At 28.5% G+C, this 17,082-nt stretch carries 19 protein-coding genes and 1 pseudogene; 2 read left to right on the top strand and 18 right to left on the bottom strand.

Annotation, left to right across the window (positions count from 1 at the left end; translation table 11 throughout):
* Positions 1-58: 58 nt before the first annotated feature.
* From B2671_RS12740 to B2671_RS12700, 9 genes are all read right to left on the bottom strand, one after another.
* Positions 59-745: a M15 family metallopeptidase gene (locus B2671_RS12740; protein ID WP_346870738.1), complete on the bottom strand. Its 687-nt coding sequence runs from the start codon at positions 743-745 to the stop codon at positions 59-61.
* A gap of 108 nt (positions 746-853) precedes the next feature.
* Positions 854-1,918 (bottom strand): ACR3 family arsenite efflux transporter, encoded by a 1,065-nt coding sequence (gene arsB, locus B2671_RS12735; protein ID WP_346870737.1) that lies wholly within the window; start codon positions 1,916-1,918, stop codon positions 854-856.
* Between the two features lie 12 nt (positions 1,919-1,930).
* On the bottom strand, positions 1,931-2,341 hold the full coding sequence (locus tag B2671_RS12730; RefSeq protein ID WP_346870736.1) for an arsenate reductase ArsC: 411 nt from the start codon (positions 2,339-2,341) through the stop codon (positions 1,931-1,933).
* Positions 2,342-2,420: 79 nt separating this feature from the next.
* On the bottom strand, positions 2,421-2,738 hold the full coding sequence (locus B2671_RS12725; RefSeq protein WP_346870735.1) for a metalloregulator ArsR/SmtB family transcription factor: 318 nt from the start codon (positions 2,736-2,738) through the stop codon (positions 2,421-2,423).
* Between the two features lie 187 nt (positions 2,739-2,925).
* The gene (locus tag B2671_RS12720) at positions 2,926-3,165 is read right to left on the bottom strand and encodes a thioredoxin family protein (RefSeq protein ID WP_346870734.1); all 240 of its coding nucleotides are present in this window, start codon (positions 3,163-3,165) and stop codon (positions 2,926-2,928) included.
* 26 nt (positions 3,166-3,191) lie between these two features.
* Positions 3,192-4,127 carry a GTP-binding protein gene (locus B2671_RS12715; protein WP_346870733.1) on the bottom strand — a complete coding sequence of 312 codons (936 nt, stop codon included), beginning with the start codon at positions 4,125-4,127 and terminating at the stop codon, positions 3,192-3,194.
* Positions 4,128-4,175: 48 nt separating this feature from the next.
* Positions 4,176-4,451 (bottom strand): metalloregulator ArsR/SmtB family transcription factor, encoded by a 276-nt coding sequence (locus B2671_RS12710; protein ID WP_346870732.1) that lies wholly within the window; start codon positions 4,449-4,451, stop codon positions 4,176-4,178.
* 201 nt (positions 4,452-4,652) lie between these two features.
* Positions 4,653-5,315 (bottom strand): GGDEF domain-containing protein, encoded by a 663-nt coding sequence (locus B2671_RS12705; RefSeq protein ID WP_346870731.1) that lies wholly within the window; start codon positions 5,313-5,315, stop codon positions 4,653-4,655.
* Between the two features lie 420 nt (positions 5,316-5,735).
* Complete coding sequence (locus tag B2671_RS12700; RefSeq protein ID WP_346848531.1) at positions 5,736-5,927, bottom strand: helix-turn-helix transcriptional regulator; 192 nt, start codon at positions 5,925-5,927, stop codon at positions 5,736-5,738.
* Positions 5,928-6,092: 165 nt separating this feature from the next.
* Here B2671_RS12700 and B2671_RS12695 point away from each other — a divergent pair, with 165 nt between their 5' ends.
* Together B2671_RS12695 and B2671_RS12690 are read left to right on the top strand one after the other, a co-directional pair.
* Complete coding sequence (locus B2671_RS12695; RefSeq protein WP_346870730.1) at positions 6,093-6,440, top strand: helix-turn-helix transcriptional regulator; 348 nt, start codon at positions 6,093-6,095, stop codon at positions 6,438-6,440.
* A 202-nt stretch (positions 6,441-6,642) separates the two neighbouring features.
* Complete coding sequence (locus B2671_RS12690) at positions 6,643-8,790, top strand: PAS domain-containing sensor histidine kinase (RefSeq protein ID WP_346870729.1); 2,148 nt, start codon at positions 6,643-6,645, stop codon at positions 8,788-8,790.
* A gap of 86 nt (positions 8,791-8,876) precedes the next feature.
* Here B2671_RS12690 and B2671_RS12685 read toward each other — a convergent pair whose 3' ends face one another.
* From B2671_RS12685 to B2671_RS12645, 9 genes and pseudogenes are all read right to left on the bottom strand, one after another.
* Entirely contained in the window at positions 8,877-9,083 is a 207-nt protein-coding gene (locus B2671_RS12685; protein WP_346870728.1) for a hypothetical protein, read from the bottom strand.
* 595 nt (positions 9,084-9,678) lie between these two features.
* Positions 9,679-10,074 carry a nucleotidyltransferase substrate binding protein gene (locus tag B2671_RS12680; RefSeq protein WP_346870727.1) on the bottom strand — a complete coding sequence of 132 codons (396 nt, stop codon included), beginning with the start codon at positions 10,072-10,074 and terminating at the stop codon, positions 9,679-9,681.
* On the bottom strand, positions 10,055-10,351 hold the full coding sequence (locus B2671_RS12675) for a nucleotidyltransferase domain-containing protein (protein ID WP_346870726.1): 297 nt from the start codon (positions 10,349-10,351) through the stop codon (positions 10,055-10,057). Before B2671_RS12675 ends, B2671_RS12680 begins: the two co-directional genes overlap by 20 nt.
* Before the next feature lie 320 nt (positions 10,352-10,671).
* Positions 10,672-10,976: pseudogene (locus B2671_RS12670) on the bottom strand (integrase core domain-containing protein); the annotation flags it as partial.
* A 183-nt stretch (positions 10,977-11,159) separates the two neighbouring features.
* Positions 11,160-13,766, bottom strand: a complete 2,607-nt coding sequence (locus B2671_RS12665; RefSeq protein ID WP_346870725.1) for a calcium-translocating P-type ATPase, PMCA-type — start codon at positions 13,764-13,766, stop codon at positions 11,160-11,162.
* A 106-nt stretch (positions 13,767-13,872) separates the two neighbouring features.
* Entirely contained in the window at positions 13,873-14,502 is a 630-nt protein-coding gene (locus tag B2671_RS12660) for a TerD family protein (protein WP_346870724.1), read from the bottom strand.
* A gap of 12 nt (positions 14,503-14,514) precedes the next feature.
* Positions 14,515-15,096: a TerD family protein gene (locus B2671_RS12655; protein WP_346870723.1), complete on the bottom strand. Its 582-nt coding sequence runs from the start codon at positions 15,094-15,096 to the stop codon at positions 14,515-14,517.
* Positions 15,097-15,157: 61 nt separating this feature from the next.
* The gene (locus B2671_RS12650) at positions 15,158-15,787 is read right to left on the bottom strand and encodes a TerD family protein (RefSeq protein ID WP_346870722.1); all 630 of its coding nucleotides are present in this window, start codon (positions 15,785-15,787) and stop codon (positions 15,158-15,160) included.
* 130 nt (positions 15,788-15,917) lie between these two features.
* Positions 15,918-17,082, bottom strand: a 1,165-nt coding sequence (locus B2671_RS12645; RefSeq protein ID WP_346870721.1) for a toxic anion resistance protein, incomplete at its 5' end; no start/stop codon positions are given.

Raw genomic sequence — 17,082 nt, 5'->3', positions numbered from 1 at the left:
CTTTAATGTTATAAAATTGTTTTTATATCTTTTGATTTATTCTATGTTTATATATTATTTAATTAATTTCAGCAAATTCTTCTAAGGTTATTCCATCATTATAAATCTTTTCTGACATTTCACTACCCACATATCTCACATGCCAAGGTTCATAATTATATCCTGTTATATCTTCTTTTCCCGACTCATATCTTACTATAAATCCATATTTATATGCATTATTAGCTATCCAATTAGCTTCTGGACATCCTTCAGATATCCATCCAGAACTAGTTGCTAAATCCAGAGCCTCTCCTAGTTGATGCTCACTTGCTCCAGGCTTTGCTACATATTTATCTGAATAAGATTTTCCTTGGGTTTCCACATTATATTCATATAAGTTTTTTTGTGTTTTATAAGATCTATAGCCTGATAAACCATGTAAGTAGACCCCATCCTTTGAAGCAGCATCTACTAGTTCCTCTAAAGCCTTAGCAGACTCCTTTGTCATATATCTTTCTTCTTCTGTGGATTCTGGTAAGAATTCTATATTTACTGAAACTAAATCCTTTGGCTTATAATCTGATGTTAAACCATAATTTTTATTTACCACTACTTTATCATAATCATTAATAATAAAATATCCCTCTGATTTCAAATGAAATTTATTGATTAAATAATTTGTAGCACACATGCCTAATATAACTATTACTAGTAATTTCAATATAACTCTTCTTGCTTTTCTAACCTTTTTCTTTTTTCCCATAAGACCATCTCCTTAAGTTCATATACTTATTTTAAACCTTATGAGATTATTATTTATTACTTAAAGCTTACAAATTTATTACTTATTTATTAAGACATGAAATTTAAACTATTCTCCCTCTTTAGTAAACCATCCTCTACTATTATTAGCTATTCTAACAAGTGTAAGCATCACAGGAACTTCTACTAATACACCTACAACTGTAGCTAATGCAGCACCTGATTGTAATCCAAATAATGAAATTGCTACTGCTACTGCTAATTCAAAAAAGTTACTTGCTCCAATCATTCCTGCTGGTGCTGCTATAGAATGTGGCAACTTCCAAAGTTTTGCCCAAATATAAGCTATTCCAAATATAAGGAAGGTTTGAATTACAAGCGGTACTGCAATTAATACTATATGAACAGGATTATTTAAAATAGTATCACCTTGGAAGGAGAATAATATAATCAAAGTTAGTAATAATCCTATTATAGTCACATTATCAAATTTCTTTAAAAATACATTATTAAAATAATTTATACCTTTGTTTTTAATTATTAATGTTCTAGTTATAAATCCAAGTACTAATGGTATAACTACAAATAAAACTGTTGACAATACAAGAGTTTCTATAGGTATAACTACATCTCCAACCCCTAGTAAAAAAGCTACAATAGGAGCAAAGGCAATTAAAATAATCAAGTCATTAACTGCTACCTGAACTAGAGTATATGAAGGATCCCCTTTAGTTAAGTGACTCCACACAAATACCATAGCTGTACATGGTGCAGCTCCTAAAAGCACTGCTCCAGCTAAATACTCCTTAGCAAGTTCAGGTGCTATTATCCCCTTAAATACAATAAAGAAGAAAAATGCTGATATAGCATACATTGTAAAAGGTTTAATAAGCCAATTAGTTGTACAAGTAACTATAAGTCCCTTTGGTTTTCTAGTAGCATTAATTATACTTCCAAAATCAATCTTTAACATCATAGGGTATATCATTAACCATATAAGTATAGCCACAGGTATTGACACATTATAATACTCAAACTTATTTAGAGTATTAGGTATCATAGGCAAAAACTGACCAACCAATATTCCCACTACAATACAAAGCGCAACCCATAGAGTTAAGTATCTTTCAAAAACACCTAACCCTTTTCCACCATTTCCTTTATTATTACCCATAAGATAAACCTCCTATAATTCAATTTCTTTATTTTTTATTCTCTTAGCTAAATTCTTAATTTTTTCTTCAATAATTTTAGCAGTTTTAATAAATTCTTCATCTGATTTTCCAGTTGGATCCTCTAATCCCCAATCCTCTATATGCTTTCCGGGTAAAATAGGACATACAACATTACAACCCATTTTAATAACTATATCTACTTCAGGTATATCTCCTAGAAGTTTAGATTTCTGAGTCTCATTCATATCAATGTTATATAGCTCATTTATTATTCTAACCGCATCTTGATTTATTGTAGGTCTTAGTTCAGTCCCTGCAGAATAACTTTCAAAAACCTCTCCTTCATATAATCTTCCTAAGGCCTCCGCCATTTGAGATCTACAAGAATTGTGAACACATATAAATGCCACCTTTGGTTTCATATTAACTCCTCCATTCTTAATTGATTAGTGTAAAGTTTTTACACTTTTTATTTTAAAAATATTTATATATAACATGGATTTATTTACATTCACACTTTTCTTTTTCTTTGCAAATACACTCCTCTGTATCTGTTGTAACACTTGTTAAAAATAATATTAATTTATTACAATTAGTATTATTTAAAAAATAATGACTCCACAGTCCATCCTTTCTACTCTCAACAAGACCACAATCCATCAACACCTTCATATGATGTGAAAGAGTTGGTTGTGTAAAATCAAAATGTTCCAGAATATCACATGCACATCTTTCCCCACAGGATAATATATCTACTATTTTTAACCTATTTGGATCAGATAATGCCTTTATAATTTTTGCATTTCCTTCATAATTCATTTCAACGCCTCCTTATATAGATAACTGTCTATATAATAAATATAGACCATCATCTATATAGTGTCAATATAATTATTTAATTTTCTCCCTGTGCTACATTTATTCTTAACTATTTAGAGTAATATATTTGTATAATTAAAAATAAGTAACTAAATTTAATATCTAGTTACTTATTCTAAAACTTTTACTATATAGTTTTTTTTATTAACTCTACTATTTGTTTAGTAGATAAAACTTGTCCCATAGCCTTTGGTTTACCATCTATCATTAAGGTAGGAGTAGTCATAACTCCTGATGAAATAATATCTACTAAAGATTCAACCTTAACCACATCAGCTTCTATCCCTAACTCCTTTAAAGCTTCCAAAGTGTTATCATAAAGTTTAGTGCATTTAGAGCACCCTTCTCCTAAAACCTTAAATTCCATATGAACTCCTCCTAAAATTTAAAACTTTAATTTTTAAGTTCCATCTTTTCTCCTACAATTTCATTCCAATTATTAATTATAGGTTTTATTATATTAGGTCCGATTTTAGATATAAACACTAGTTGTGAAACTTCCTTTGGTTCACATGGCTTATAATCTATATTTTTGCCTACCACATCTATTTGTTGCCATCCATCATTTAAGTTAAAGAAACCCTTTATTCTATAGCTATCCTTCTTTATAGAATTTAAGAATTCTTCTATTTTATTTTTACTCACAACACTACTAAAATTCATAGTTAAGCTTTTGGGCTTGTTTTCCACAGTATTTGTAGAATCTTCTCCTTCAGCCCACTGATTTACTAATAGATCCTTATATAAAAAGTCCATACTAAATTCTCCAAAGGAACAAGTATCTATATCACACTTAGGATTTACATGTCTGACTTCTTTAATTACGTTCTTTAGCTCTTCCTCTTCAATTAAATCTACCTTATTTATGATAGCCATATGACAATGCTTTAATTGACGATTTACTGTTTCTAAATCTTCTAATTGCTCTCTAAAGTTCATTCCATCAATTAAGCACAACACTCCCTTTAAATCATAGGTTGCTTCAGGTGATAAAATCTTTACACCTTCAAGTATCTCTTCTATATTAGATGGATCTGCTAGGCCTGAACTCTCTACAAAGACATACTCTAAATCCTGATTACTCATTTCAGCTAAAGCTTGAGCAAAGGATATTTTTAAACATGAGCAGAAGATAGATCCCCTATTAATCTCTACCATCTCAATATTATCTCTTTTAAGTATGGTGCCATCTATGCCTAGCTTACCAAATTCATTTTGTATAACTCCAACCTTATTGCTCTTTAACACATCTAGTAGCCTTAAAAGTACCGTAGTTTTACCTGAACCTAAAAATCCAGTTAATACATATAAATTAATTTTTTTCTCCATGATTTGCCCTCCTGTAGATTAATAACGTAAAGAAATACCCTTAGATTTTTAGTTTTTAGAGTTTAAAAACCTTTTCAATTCAGTAATCCGCTCTGAATTTAATGTATATTTCATCCAAGAACCGTCCTTATTACCAAGAACCAATCCACTATCTGTTAAAATCTTCATATGATAAGATAAGGTGGGTTGAGTAATATTAAAATTCTCAAGAATTTTACATGCACACAATTCCTCTGATTCTGTAAGCATATTAATAATTTTTAGTCTAGTCTCATCTGCCAATGCTTTAAACATTTGAACATATTCTGCATAATCATATTTCATAAAATTCTATCTCCTAATCTTTTATTTATAGCTATTTTATATCCCTATTATATCTCTCATATAGATATTTGTCTATATGGCTTTTAAATCTCTATTATTACAAATCCTAAAAAATAATATATAATTCCATTAAATACAAATAGATATCTCTACATGATTTTTTAGTCATTTAGAGATAGCTAAATTTCTTAAATCCTAAATTTATATTGTATAAGTATTTTTCCCTAACGATTTAGATAAATATAACTTTTCATCAGCTTCTTTTACTAAATTATATATATCTCCTTCATTAACTATTCTAGAAATTCCTATACCTATACTAACAGTTATCCTATCACTAACTTGTGAATATTCATGAATAATGTTAAGTTCCCTAAGATGCTTCATAAATATTTTTATGTTTTCAACAATTTCTTTCTCATTCAGCCTAGATATTATTGAGAATTCTTCTCCCCCATACCTACAGACTACATCTTCACTAAATATATCTTTTAAAGCCTTTGATACTACTTTTAAAATCTTATCTCCTTGAACATGCCCATAGTTATCATTGTATAGTTTAAAATCATCTATATCTATCATTAAAAACGTAATAACTTCTCTATTCTGACAGGCTTTTAATAATTCCAATTGCATAAATCTTCTATTATATGTATCTGTTAAAAAGTCTCTCTCACTTATTAGTTTTATCTCCTTATTTATTATAGATAATGCATTATTTTTTATACCTAAGATAAATACTGTAATAACTAAAAATATATTTATAAACTTACACAGACTTTTTTCTTTAATAAATATTATACTAACTAATAGTAGTAATAAAAGTAATACTATTAGTTTTATTTTAAATTTTTCTAACCTCATAAAAACTAATTTTATCGCTCCTCCCCATCCTGGGTAAAGTATGATAATTTTCCTCTCAACTATTTTTTTAAATAATGATTTTGCTCCGTCATAACTTTAACCTACAGATTAAATATTCATACAATATTACTAAACCTTCTGACTAAAAATTTAAGCTTTAGTATATTCCATTACTATGCATCAATAAAAATAGACAATCATAATTTCATATTGGATTGCCTTCTAAATATGTTATAGCAATATTTTCATTAGTTAATTATGCTATGTAAGTAACTTTATTTTAGTATAGATATTATCTTTAGTATCAATTAAGTTAATACTTTAAATTTAATACTTATTATTACATTTATATAAATTATTTATCCTACCGTTCTTTTATTTAGTCTATAGTCTATTTTTATCATTTGTTTATATCAAATTTTAATCTAAGAGATCTTTCAAGCTAACCTCAAGTGCAATAGCCAAACTATTTAGAGTTTTTAGAGATGGCACTGTTCTTAAATTTTCAATATCAGATAAGTATGTATTGGATATACCAGATAATTGAGCCAATTTATTTTGATTTATGCCCATTGATTTTCTAATAAATTTGATTTTTTTTCCTATTTCCACTCTATCACCCCAAACACTATTTTACGCTAATAAAGTAAAAAATCAATAGTTTTATGATTTTTTTACTGTCTATACATATTTTTTGTTCGTTTACTTATACTAATACTTAAACTATAATTTTATTATAAAAGTACGTAAATAACGTACTTTATTGGAGGTATATATATGAATTCAAGAAAAAAACTTAGAGAACTTAGAAAGTCTAAAGGATTAACTCTAAAAGAATTATCTGCTAAAACAAATTTATCAATATCGTTTATAAGCGATATTGAACACAATAGAAGTAATCCTTCTATATCTACTTTAAAAATACTTTGTAATGCTTTAGATGTACCTATAACCTATTTATTAGAAGATGATAAAACTCCATCTAATTTAGTATGTACTGATTTAGATTCAGTATTATCAATGCTAATAAATGATTTTTCATCTTGGAGTTATGATGACAAAATAGAACTAATATGCTATTTAAGAGCCAAAAAACATGTTCGCGAAACACAAAAAAATATGTGAATATATAAGTTTATATGAATAATTTAAATAATATTTAATTAAATTAAATTTTAAATTTGATTTATGCGATTACTTAATTTATTTTATATTATTTATAACATTCATCCCGTATTATGGCTTTTTTTGTAATATTTGTTTCATTTTTCTTTATTCCATTATATAATTGAAACATAATATATAATCTTAAATAGGAGTGATTGCTATGTATAATAATCTTTTCAATAAAACACACCTAAATCAAGAAACTATAGATGTATTAATCCCTATTTTAAATGAATTTGATGATTGTATATGGATAAAAAATATAAACGGAGAATATCTAGCAGTTAATAACGCATTATGTAATCTTCTAGGCGAGGATAAAAATACTTTATTGCATAGTAACGGTCTTGATATCTTCGACTACTCTAGTTTTAAATTTGTCATAAAAGATGATTTAAATGTTATTAATAAAAAGAAAAAAAGTATTATGAATGAGTATTTATATATAAAAGGTAGAGAAGTTATTTTACAAACTCACAAAATTCCCATTATAAATTCTGACAATAGCTGTTACTCCTTTTTAGCTATTGGACAGGTTATTAATACAGATGAACTATACTACAACAATTTTATTATAGACAATAATTATAAAACACTATGTAATCTAATTACTGAGAGTGAAGAAAAGCGTGAGCAAGTTTCTTATGAAGAAGTTCATGAATATCTTATGGATATATATGAAACCCTAGACATAAATGGTACAAGTCTTTGGATATATGATGATTTTAAAAAGATGTTAATAAAGCAAATGTCATTAGGCATTACTGAAAACATATCTGGCAATGATACCTTTTCTATAAGTGATTTATATAAAGACGAATTAATAAATATTTCTACGAAAATAAACTCACCCACCCCTTTAAAAAACTGTGAAAATTTTTATTGTAATAATGGTTTTTGTCAAAGCTATAAGTATTTTCTTAAAGATAATTATATAATTGTTATACCCATAGTCTATAATAACTCCAGACTTCTAGGTGTTTTAAATTTATATTATAATGAGTCATTTGACACAGAATCTAATGCTAAATATATTGTAAGGACTTCTAAGAGATTAGCCTTATTACTAAAAAATATATATTTATCTACCCAATTGACATATCAGTTGCAGAAAAAGATTAAACTTGAAAATGAATTGAGTAGATTTCTTAATATAGCAGTTGATTTATATGCGATTATAGATACTAAAGGATATATTAAAAAAATAAGTTCTAATATACCTTTCATATTGGGCTGGGACTTTAATGATTTTAAAAAAATTCCTATTCAGTCACTAATAAAATCAACAAATAATAGTATAAATTTCAAAGATATTTTGCATACCTATAACAAAAAATTTTATGGTGGAATCTGTGAAGTAAAATGTAAAAACAATTCTTTCAAATTAATTGAATGGTATTATTATCACCAACAAGAAACACAGGAAATATTTATTACGGGTAAAGATGTAACTAGCTTTTCAAAACTTGAAGAAAAAGTTGCCTCTTTAGAAGAACAAGTAGAATGTGAGAAATTTAAAACAGATTTTCTAGCAAATATCTCCCATGAATTTAAAACTCCCTTAAATATAATATTAGCAAGCATTCAATTAGAGCTTAATGGTTATAATAGTGTAAATGATGATAATAGTATTTACTATAATCGTCTTAATATGATAAAACAAAACTCATATAGGCTTCTTAGATTAGTTGATAACCTAATTGATGTAACCCAAGTTGATAGCAACAATATAAAGCTATACAAAGAAAATTTTAATGCTATTTCATATTTTGAAGATGTGGTGGACTCAGTTTCTCAATATATAAAGAAAATGAATAAAAATATAATATTTGATACTAATGAAGAAGAAGTATTTCTGGATTGTGATCCTGAAAAAGTTCAAAAAGTAATTTTAAATTTAATTTCTAACTCCATAAAATATACAGAAATTAATGGTAACATATGGATTACACTAACAACTAACTGGGACGAGCATAGACTATATATTTCTGTAAAGGATGATGGTGTAGGTATACCAAAGAATAGTTATGATATTATATTTGAAAGATTTAAACAAGTGGATAATTTATTCATAAGAAGGGCTGAAGGAAGTGGAATCGGATTACCCTTAACTAAATCCTTAATTGAACTTCATAGTGGAGAAATATGGGTAAATAAGAATATAGACAAAGGCTCAGAGTTTATCTTTTACTTACCTATAATCTCTGAAAAAGATAGTAAAGTTAATTATTTTTATAATAAAGTTATAGACTCTAGAGGTGAGAGACTTAAGATTGAATTTTCAGACATTTATTCCCATTCTAGTTAAATCTACTTATCCTATCAATTACTCATTATATTATTAATGTAAAAAAGGTCTACCTCAAAAAAATTTTGAGATAGACCTCTAAATTTTTATTTAGTTACTTTAATATAATATCCAATAAAAGAAGTAGTTCCACTTTGTTCAAAATTAATGTAAGCATTTTCAATTTTATCTTCATCTAAATGCGTTTCTTTTGTTTCATTTGGTGCAAAATCACAGTAGTAAAAGTGTCCTCTTTCATAATCCTTTAGCGTTCCATCTTCATAAAACATATTGATAATATGGTTATACTCCAATCCTTCTCTTGTGAGAATTTGCGCCTTTATGCCACCAAGGGTAGTTCCTTCTACATCACTTACGTAAATTTCCTTAAAATGCGTTGTATAAACAGGTGGACAAATGGATATTTCCCTACACTATGGTCACCATTGGGATGATATTTTCCGAGAGCATTTTCAGTCTCTATATATCATTCTGGAATATACCCAGGAACCACCTTCATTTCAGGTACATTAGATGGAATTAGCTTTATAAATGCATCTTGAACTGCATCCTCTGCTTGTTCTACATTATTTTAAATTGAGTATGCAATACCATACATCTTATTTTCATAGGCATCATAAAGCTGTGCTAGCATATTATTTTTAAAATTTTCATCCGATAAAATCTCCACCTAATCACGCCTTGCTGTTTAAGAGTCCTCTTACTAAACATAACGAATGAGAACTTACAATTATGACATTTTTATTTTAAATTTAAAATAATTACTATTTATATATTAATATAGGTTATTTTTAATAAGTACCATTATTGCAATTAAGTTTTAAAATAGAATTTTACACATAAAAAAGAGCATTTATACTAAAAATACTCTTTTTTAATATTAATCTATTATAGTAACTTCTCTAAATTCTCCACCAATTCACCTATTGCATTAACATAATCCTTTATTATTCTATCTGCAACTTCATTTACTAAATTTTCATTATAAATATGAGAAGTGGAATTTCTATCTTCTAATAAATTAATCCAAACTTTATCATCCGATATTAAATTATTTACGTAGGCTTTCTTAAATATAGTTCTTGGAAATGAATTTTCAAGAGTAACCCCAAGATATTTCATGAACTCCTTCATAGTCTTATGAGTAAGCTCATAGGTAAATTCAAACCTTTGAATAAGACTATCTCTAATTATTTCATTTTTACCATCATAAATATCACTTACCTCTTTTAATTTTCCATATGCCTTTTTTAAGTTCATATATTTAAACTCTATACTTCTCATATAAGATTACCCCTTCCTTTTCTACCTGCTCTATAAACAGCTCATCATCTATTCTTCTCATATTTGAAAAATCAAACTCTAATAAAGTTGGGCTTGTATTTTCTATTTCTTCTATAAACTCAAATATATCGCAGTCAGCATATACAGCCAAATCTATATCACTTTTTAGTTCATTATCACCCCTAGCTCTTGAGCCAAAAAGTACCACCTTGTTTATACTTTTATATTTTTTTGATATACATATAATTGTATCTACTATTTCTCCATCTAAATTCAAAAAATCACCCCTTATATTATATAAAACCTATAATGTTATATGATTTATCTTACCATTTTTAAAAGATTTTATAATATCATGTCCTAAATTAATCATTATCATTTTATCATAAACATATTCATTTAAATACTTTTATCTATTCTCCATAAAACTTAGGTGAGGCCTTTGAATCTTTAATTAACTCTAACTTAACATGCTTTCAGTTTCTTTTAATATGTAATAAATTCCCTGAAACCTCCATGGTACCTACAACTAGTTAAATAGTTTTATTGTTAAATATTGGACTTAGGTCAATATTTTGGACACATTTTTATAAAGTTTTATAATATGTTTTTACATTGATTTTCTCTCATCTGAGGAGTTATATAACCGATTGTCCATGAATTCGCTTTCAGTTATACCATGTCTCAATAAATTCAAATATACTTAATCTTGCTGAATAAAAATCATAATATCTAATAATTATTGACTAATTCTTTCTTTAATATAGAATTGAATGGTTCAACACAAGCATTATCGTAAGGACAACCTTTTCGACTATGAGATTGTATTATTCCATATTTTTTAGCTGTTCTATGAAAGCGGAGCTAGTGTACTGGCTACCTAAATCAGACTGTGCTATTAAATAAGTTGATATATGCCAAAGGCAAAAGAGGGCAAAACTTTCGTTTTAACCCTCAACTTGTTTATTCTATTAATTTACTATTAGAACTCTGTAGTCCTGTCGTTCTGCAATTGATACTATAGATAATCTTAGTTATATGTTTATTGCATTTTATAAAAATATTATTAACATATAACCATATTTTTAACTACAAACTTCTTCTGAAATTTGTTTTGATACTTTTTTGCTTAAGCTATTAACCAAAGTTTTTCTAATCATGTCTACTGGTATTATAGTAATTGCTAAACCTATAACTACAATCCAGTTTTGAGGTTCTATTGGAGCACAACTAAATACTGCTCCTCCAACATATGTTAAGATAATTTGAACTACTACTATAATGCTCATTACCTTTATAAAGCCTTTATTTTGTCCTATATTCTCAAAGATATTAACACCTTCACTTCTAACATTGAAGCCATTAAATACAGCTGCTAATACAAACATAGAAAAATATCCTGTAAGATGAGTTTCATTACTTGTAAACATCTCAGTAAAGAAAGGGAGTTTTAAGAATAAGAAACTTATTATTGTTATCCATAATCCTGCAAATAGAATTTGATTCATCATCTTACCTGAGACTATACTTTGAGTTCTAAGCTTTGGCTTCTCTTCCATATATCTTTTTAGAGCTGGTTCTGATCCTAATGCTAAAGCTCCAAGACCATCCATTATTAAGTTAATCCAAAGAATATGTGTAATACTAAGTGGTTGTTTTATACCAACAAATGGAGCTATGGCACAAACTGCAACCGCCGCTACATTTATTGTTAATTGGAACTTGATAAACTTTAAAATATTATTGTAGATAGTTCTACCATAAAGAATAGCATTTTCTATAGATTTAAAGTTATCATCTAATATAACGATATCTCCAACTTCCTTAGCAACATCAGTACCAGAACCCATAGCAAATCCTACATCTGCTCTCTTTAAGGCCGGTGCATCATTTACTCCATCACCTGTCATTCCACAAACAATATTTAACTCTTGCGCAATTCTAACCATTCTTGACTTATCTGTTGGAAGTGCTCTTGCTATAACTCTCAAGTTAGGTAAAATTGCTTTTACCTCTTCATCTGTCATATTGTTTAATTCTTCAGATGTTAAAGCAATATCTCTACTAGTTTCTATTAATCCACAATCTTTTCCTATAGCAACAGCTGTTTCTTTTCTGTCACCAGTAATCATTACTACCTGTACACCTGCACTTTTAACTTCCTTAATAGCTTGTCTCGCTTCTGGTCTTACATCATCACGAATTCCAACAAAACCAACTATTATTAAATCCTCTGGTAATACATCCGTTTGCAGATCACTTTCACTATATGCAAAGGATAATACTCTCATAGCTTTNNCTACTACTTCTCCTTCTGTATTAATATATTTTGTTGCTTTTGATAGTAATCTTTCAGGAGCTCCTTTATATACAGTTTTTCCTTCTAACTGAGCTGCTGAATATTTATTTGCTGAGTTAAATTGCTGAGCTTTCTCCACTCTTACATCTGAATACTTCTCTGCCTCTTCCTTTGTTAAGAAATTAAGTAATGCTTTATCTGTTGCATTTCCTCCAATTACTTGTCCAGAACCATCAAACATTGCACCAGTGTTTTTACCTATACAGTATGCCATTAGTTCGTTTATAGCGTTGCTCTTACCATAGCTGTCATTTACACTGCCATCAAAGAATTCTACAACTTCTAATTTTCCTTTAGTAATAGTTCCTGTTTTATCACTAAATAAAAGATTTAATGATCCTGCTGTCTCTATTCCTATTGGCTTTCTAACTAATACGTTGTTTTGTAACATTTTAGATGTATTTTTCATAAGCACTATAGCAATCATAAGTGGTAATCCTTCTGGTACTGCCATAACTATGATTACAACAGCTAACATTACTGTTTCTAGCACTTCTTTTAGAATTTCTATAAATCCTAAATCCATAAATGGACCAACGCCGCCAGCTGAAATTACATTTTGAAACATTAAAACAACTGCTATAACTGCAGCTCCTATATACCCGAACTTAGATATCTTGTTTGCAAGGTCAGTTAATTTAACCTTTAAAGGACTATCCACCGCATCTTCTGCCATATCCTTAGCCATAGAGCCCATAACTGTATTCATACCAGTTTTACTTACTCTCATAACTCCTGAACCATTAACTGTAACTGCTTCTCTAAATAAAGATGATTTATCTACAAAAACATCTCCTGTAATTGCTACTTCACCATCAACATCTTCACCATTGTAATCTTCATATGCAAACTTCTTACACTCCTCTGATTCTCCATTTAGTGATGAGTTATCAACTGCTAAATCACCAGAAATTAAGGTTCCATCTGCAGGAATTTTATCCCCTGACTGTAGTATTACAAAATCATTAACAACTATTTCATCTACATTTATTTCTACTGCTACACCATTTCTATACACCTTACAGGTATCTTTCTTGGCACTACCCTTTAATTTTCTATACTCATTATCTGATGCAACTTCAGTTCTAGCTGATATTACTGTTACTAAGAATATAGAAATAACTATACCAACTATTTCACCCCACTCTGCATATTTCATCAAAGCTAAAATAGCTAATATTCCTGCTATTGCTAGAAGTAGTTTTATCATAGGGTCTTCGAATGCCCCCTTAAACTTATCAAAGAAGGTTTCTGGTTGTGCCTCCTCTATTATATTGGCCCCATATTTTTTTCTGTTTTCCTCTACCTGTTCCTTACTAAGACCTTTAAACATATTTTCTCTCCTTAATAATATTCATATTGTATTTAACATGATTATAATTTAAAAATATACATGTAAAAGTTCAATTAGTTTACTCTTACATGTATTTTAGTTAAATCTATTGGTATAAAGCAAGCACTCCGTTTAAGTCAGCTATTTTTCCTTCTCCTACAGCTTTAAATTGCCAATCTGATCCATCTCTTACTAATTCCGAAAAAATTACGGATGTTGCAGTAGATCCATTTTCCTTTAAATTAAATCTGCATATTTCTTTTTCATTCTTATCTACATCAAGTAATCTCACATATGAGTTATTTATCATTCCAAAAGTTTGTCTCTTAACCTGTGCATTGTGAATTGTAACTGCAAATACAATCTTTACAATGTTTGGATTTATTGCATCTAAATTTAATTGTATTCTCTCATCGTCTCCATCTCCTACACCTGTTCTATTATCTCCCTCTAAATAAACTCCTTGAGCTGATTTATTATTGAAGAAAATTATATTTTCCACACTATTGAATCTATTGTTGCTATCTAATAAAAATGCTGCGATATCTAAATCAAAATCAGATCCATTATTAGAAATATCCCAACCTGCTCCTAAAATTACATTTTTAAGTCCTGGATTTTTCTTTGTTAGATCTAAAACATCATTTTTATTTAAATCTAAAGTTATGCCTTGTGATTGTGTATTATTATTGTTATTAGATAAATTACCAAAACTTCCACCTAAGTTAATTCCCATTTATCTCACTCCCTATCTATATCTTTGTGCTAATGATGAAACTGAAGCTTGTAAGTACTCTCCAACTGCCTTAAACTTCCAATCACCACTACTTTTTTCAAGTTCAGCAAATATTATAGCTGTATTGTCTCCACCTTCATCAGTTAAATTATATCTACATATTTCAGCATTACCTTTATCTTCATTAACTAATCTAACATATGCATTTTTTACCTTTGAAAAACTTTGTTTTCTTTTCACAGCATCATATATATTTACTGCGAAAATAATCTTATTACAATTTTCAGGTAAACTATTTAATGATATAGATATTTTTTCATCGTCTCCATCTCCAGCTCCTGTTCTATTATCTCCGTGAAGATAGATACCTGTCCCTTTTTGGTTTCCAAAGTATATTAATCCACCTTTTCCCATTAACTTATCATTATTATCTAATAATAATGCAATTAAATCTAAATCATAGTCGCTTTGCGTACTAAAGAAACCCTTTTTAACAACATCCCAACCTGAACCTAATAAAATATTATTTAAAGATGGATCCTTTTTAGTTAAATCCAAGATATCATTTTTTTCTAAGTTTAATATATTTGACATACCGCTTCCTTCTTTCTTATTTAAAGTTTTATTAATATTATGTATACTTTTGTATTCTATACTACATATAAAGACTTAATATACCATTTAAATCTGCTATCTTGCCTTCCCCTATAGCTTTAAATTGCCATTCTGATGAAGCTCTATAAAGCTCTGCAAATACTACTGAAGTAACTGTAGATCCATTTTCTTTTAAATTAAATCTACATATTTCTCTTTCATTATTTTTTGCATCTAGAAGTCTAACATAAGAATTTTCAACCATTCCAAAAGTTTGTCTCTTTGCTTGCGAATTATGAATAGTAACTACAAATACTATTTTTTCAACATCTCTTCTTATTTTAGATAGATCTATTTGTATTCTCTCGTCGTCACCATCTCCAGCCCCTGTTCTGTTGTCGCCTTCAAGTCTAATACCTTCCCCATTCATGTTGTTAAAGAAGATAACATCAGCTGGAATATTTGCCACTTTATTATTACCATTTAGTAAGAATGCTGCTATATCTAAATCGAAGTCTTGTCCATTATTTGCTACATCCCATCCAGCTCCTAGAACAACTTCTAAAAGTCCTGGATTTTTCTTAGTCAAATCTAAAATATCATTCTTTTGTAGATTCAGAGCATTGACTTCCCCATTGTTACTAGTAGATTGATTACTATTAACTTTAATTCCACCTAAATTTATACCCATTTCTCTCTCCTCCATATTTAAATATATCATTATGTCATAGATAAATTATAACACAAAAAATTATCCATACAGAATTTTCTACATTTTGTTATAAATTTTTTACATATTGACTCTATATTCTATGACATTATTAAGCACTTGCTATATTTTTCTTCATATTGTGCTTTAGATTTTCAAGCTTAATTGAATTTTCATTTCTTTGTACTTTGTTAGCTTCTTGAATAGCCTTAGTCTCTTCAATACCTTTCATTATAGTATCATATGACTTCTCTAAAGTCTCAATAGATACTGAACTGCTTGATGCCATCTTAGCTATTTCAACAGACTGTCTTGCTGTATTTGTAGCATTTCTCATAATTAACTCATTGGTCTTATCATCTAATTGCTTAATTGATTTAGCTTGTATTTCTTGTCTCTTTAATATAACAGCCTGAGCTAGGCATTGCTTAAATATAGGTAAAGTTACTATAAATGATGAATTTATCTTTCTCATTAAGTTAAAGTTAGATAGCTGTATTGTTTGAATCATTGGTGCTGCTTGTATAGCAACATTCTCAGCAATTTGTAAATCATATACACGCTGAGATAACATCTCTTTACTTATTTCCAGCTTTTGAATCATCATTTGCTTTTCTTCTTGATTCATAGAATTATCCATTGAAATTTGATTTATATAACTATCAATCTCTTCAAGCGCTATTTCTCCTGCAACTATATATTTCTCTAATAATTGATAAAACTCTAAATTTCCATCATACAATTTTTTCAAATTAGCATTCGACTCTTTAATGTCATTTTCATACTTCTTTAATAATACATATACTTTTTCTACCTCATATCCCATAGTGTCATACTTTTGGAATAGCTTAGCAACGGTATTTCCAACCCCCTTAAATAACTTTGAAATCATTGAACCCTCTTTTACATTTTCAAGCTCTCCAACATCAAACTTGTCCATAATTTTAGTCAAGTTAATTAACATTTCTCCAGCTTCTTCTGCTTTAACTGACTTCATAGAATTAAGTAAGGCATCTGATACCTTTGATATATTCTCACTAGCTTGTTGTCCAAACATAATTATAGAATTTGTATTTTGTATTTCTATTTCACCTGTAAGGGCTTGAACTTCCCTCATTCCTCTTAGTCTTTGTTTATATTCACTAATATCTTGGAAAGCATCTTGTTGTGTCATCACTTCTTGTGGCATACCATTACCAGCTGGAACCATTCCCATATTTCCATTATTCATATATTGCCCTTGATTTTGATATCCACCATTCATATTGTTTCCATGC

It is taken from the genome of Clostridium sp. UBA5119, assembly GCF_002414285.1.
Lineage (GTDB): Bacteria > Bacillota > Clostridia > Clostridiales > Clostridiaceae > Clostridium_J > Clostridium_J sulfidigenes.
Note: the sequence above shows the minus strand (reverse complement) of the source record. Positions and strands in the feature narration are given on the sequence as shown.

What these genes read in the sequence shown, in the direction of transcription:
- B2671_RS12740 (WP_346870738.1), bottom strand. Translation starts at nt 745, where the DNA reads ATGGGAAAAAAGAAAAAGGTTAGAAAAGCAAGAAGAGTTATATTGAAA.
- arsB (WP_346870737.1), bottom strand. Translation starts at nt 1,918, where the DNA reads ATGGGTAATAATAAAGGAAATGGTGGAAAAGGGTTAGGTGTTTTTGAA.
- B2671_RS12730 (WP_346870736.1), bottom strand. Translation starts at nt 2,341, where the DNA reads ATGAAACCAAAGGTGGCATTTATATGTGTTCACAATTCTTGTAGATCT.
- B2671_RS12725 (WP_346870735.1), bottom strand. Translation starts at nt 2,738, where the DNA reads ATGAATTATGAAGGAAATGCAAAAATTATAAAGGCATTATCTGATCCA.
- B2671_RS12720 (WP_346870734.1), bottom strand. Translation starts at nt 3,165, where the DNA reads ATGGAATTTAAGGTTTTAGGAGAAGGGTGCTCTAAATGCACTAAACTT.
- B2671_RS12715 (WP_346870733.1), bottom strand. Translation starts at nt 4,127, where the DNA reads ATGGAGAAAAAAATTAATTTATATGTATTAACTGGATTTTTAGGTTCA.
- B2671_RS12710 (WP_346870732.1), bottom strand. Translation starts at nt 4,451, where the DNA reads ATGAAATATGATTATGCAGAATATGTTCAAATGTTTAAAGCATTGGCA.
- B2671_RS12705 (WP_346870731.1), bottom strand. Translation starts at nt 5,315, where the DNA reads ATGAGGTTAGAAAAATTTAAAATAAAACTAATAGTATTACTTTTATTA.
- B2671_RS12695 (WP_346870730.1), top strand. Translation starts at nt 6,093, where the DNA reads ATGAATTCAAGAAAAAAACTTAGAGAACTTAGAAAGTCTAAAGGATTA.
- B2671_RS12690 (WP_346870729.1), top strand. Translation starts at nt 6,643, where the DNA reads ATGTATAATAATCTTTTCAATAAAACACACCTAAATCAAGAAACTATA.
- B2671_RS12680 (WP_346870727.1), bottom strand. Translation starts at nt 10,074, where the DNA reads ATGAGAAGTATAGAGTTTAAATATATGAACTTAAAAAAGGCATATGGA.
- B2671_RS12660 (WP_346870724.1), bottom strand. Translation starts at nt 14,502, where the DNA reads ATGGGAATTAACTTAGGTGGAAGTTTTGGTAATTTATCTAATAACAAT.
- B2671_RS12655 (WP_346870723.1), bottom strand. Translation starts at nt 15,096, where the DNA reads ATGTCAAATATATTAAACTTAGAAAAAAATGATATCTTGGATTTAACT.
- B2671_RS12650 (WP_346870722.1), bottom strand. Translation starts at nt 15,787, where the DNA reads ATGGGTATAAATTTAGGTGGAATTAAAGTTAATAGTAATCAATCTACT.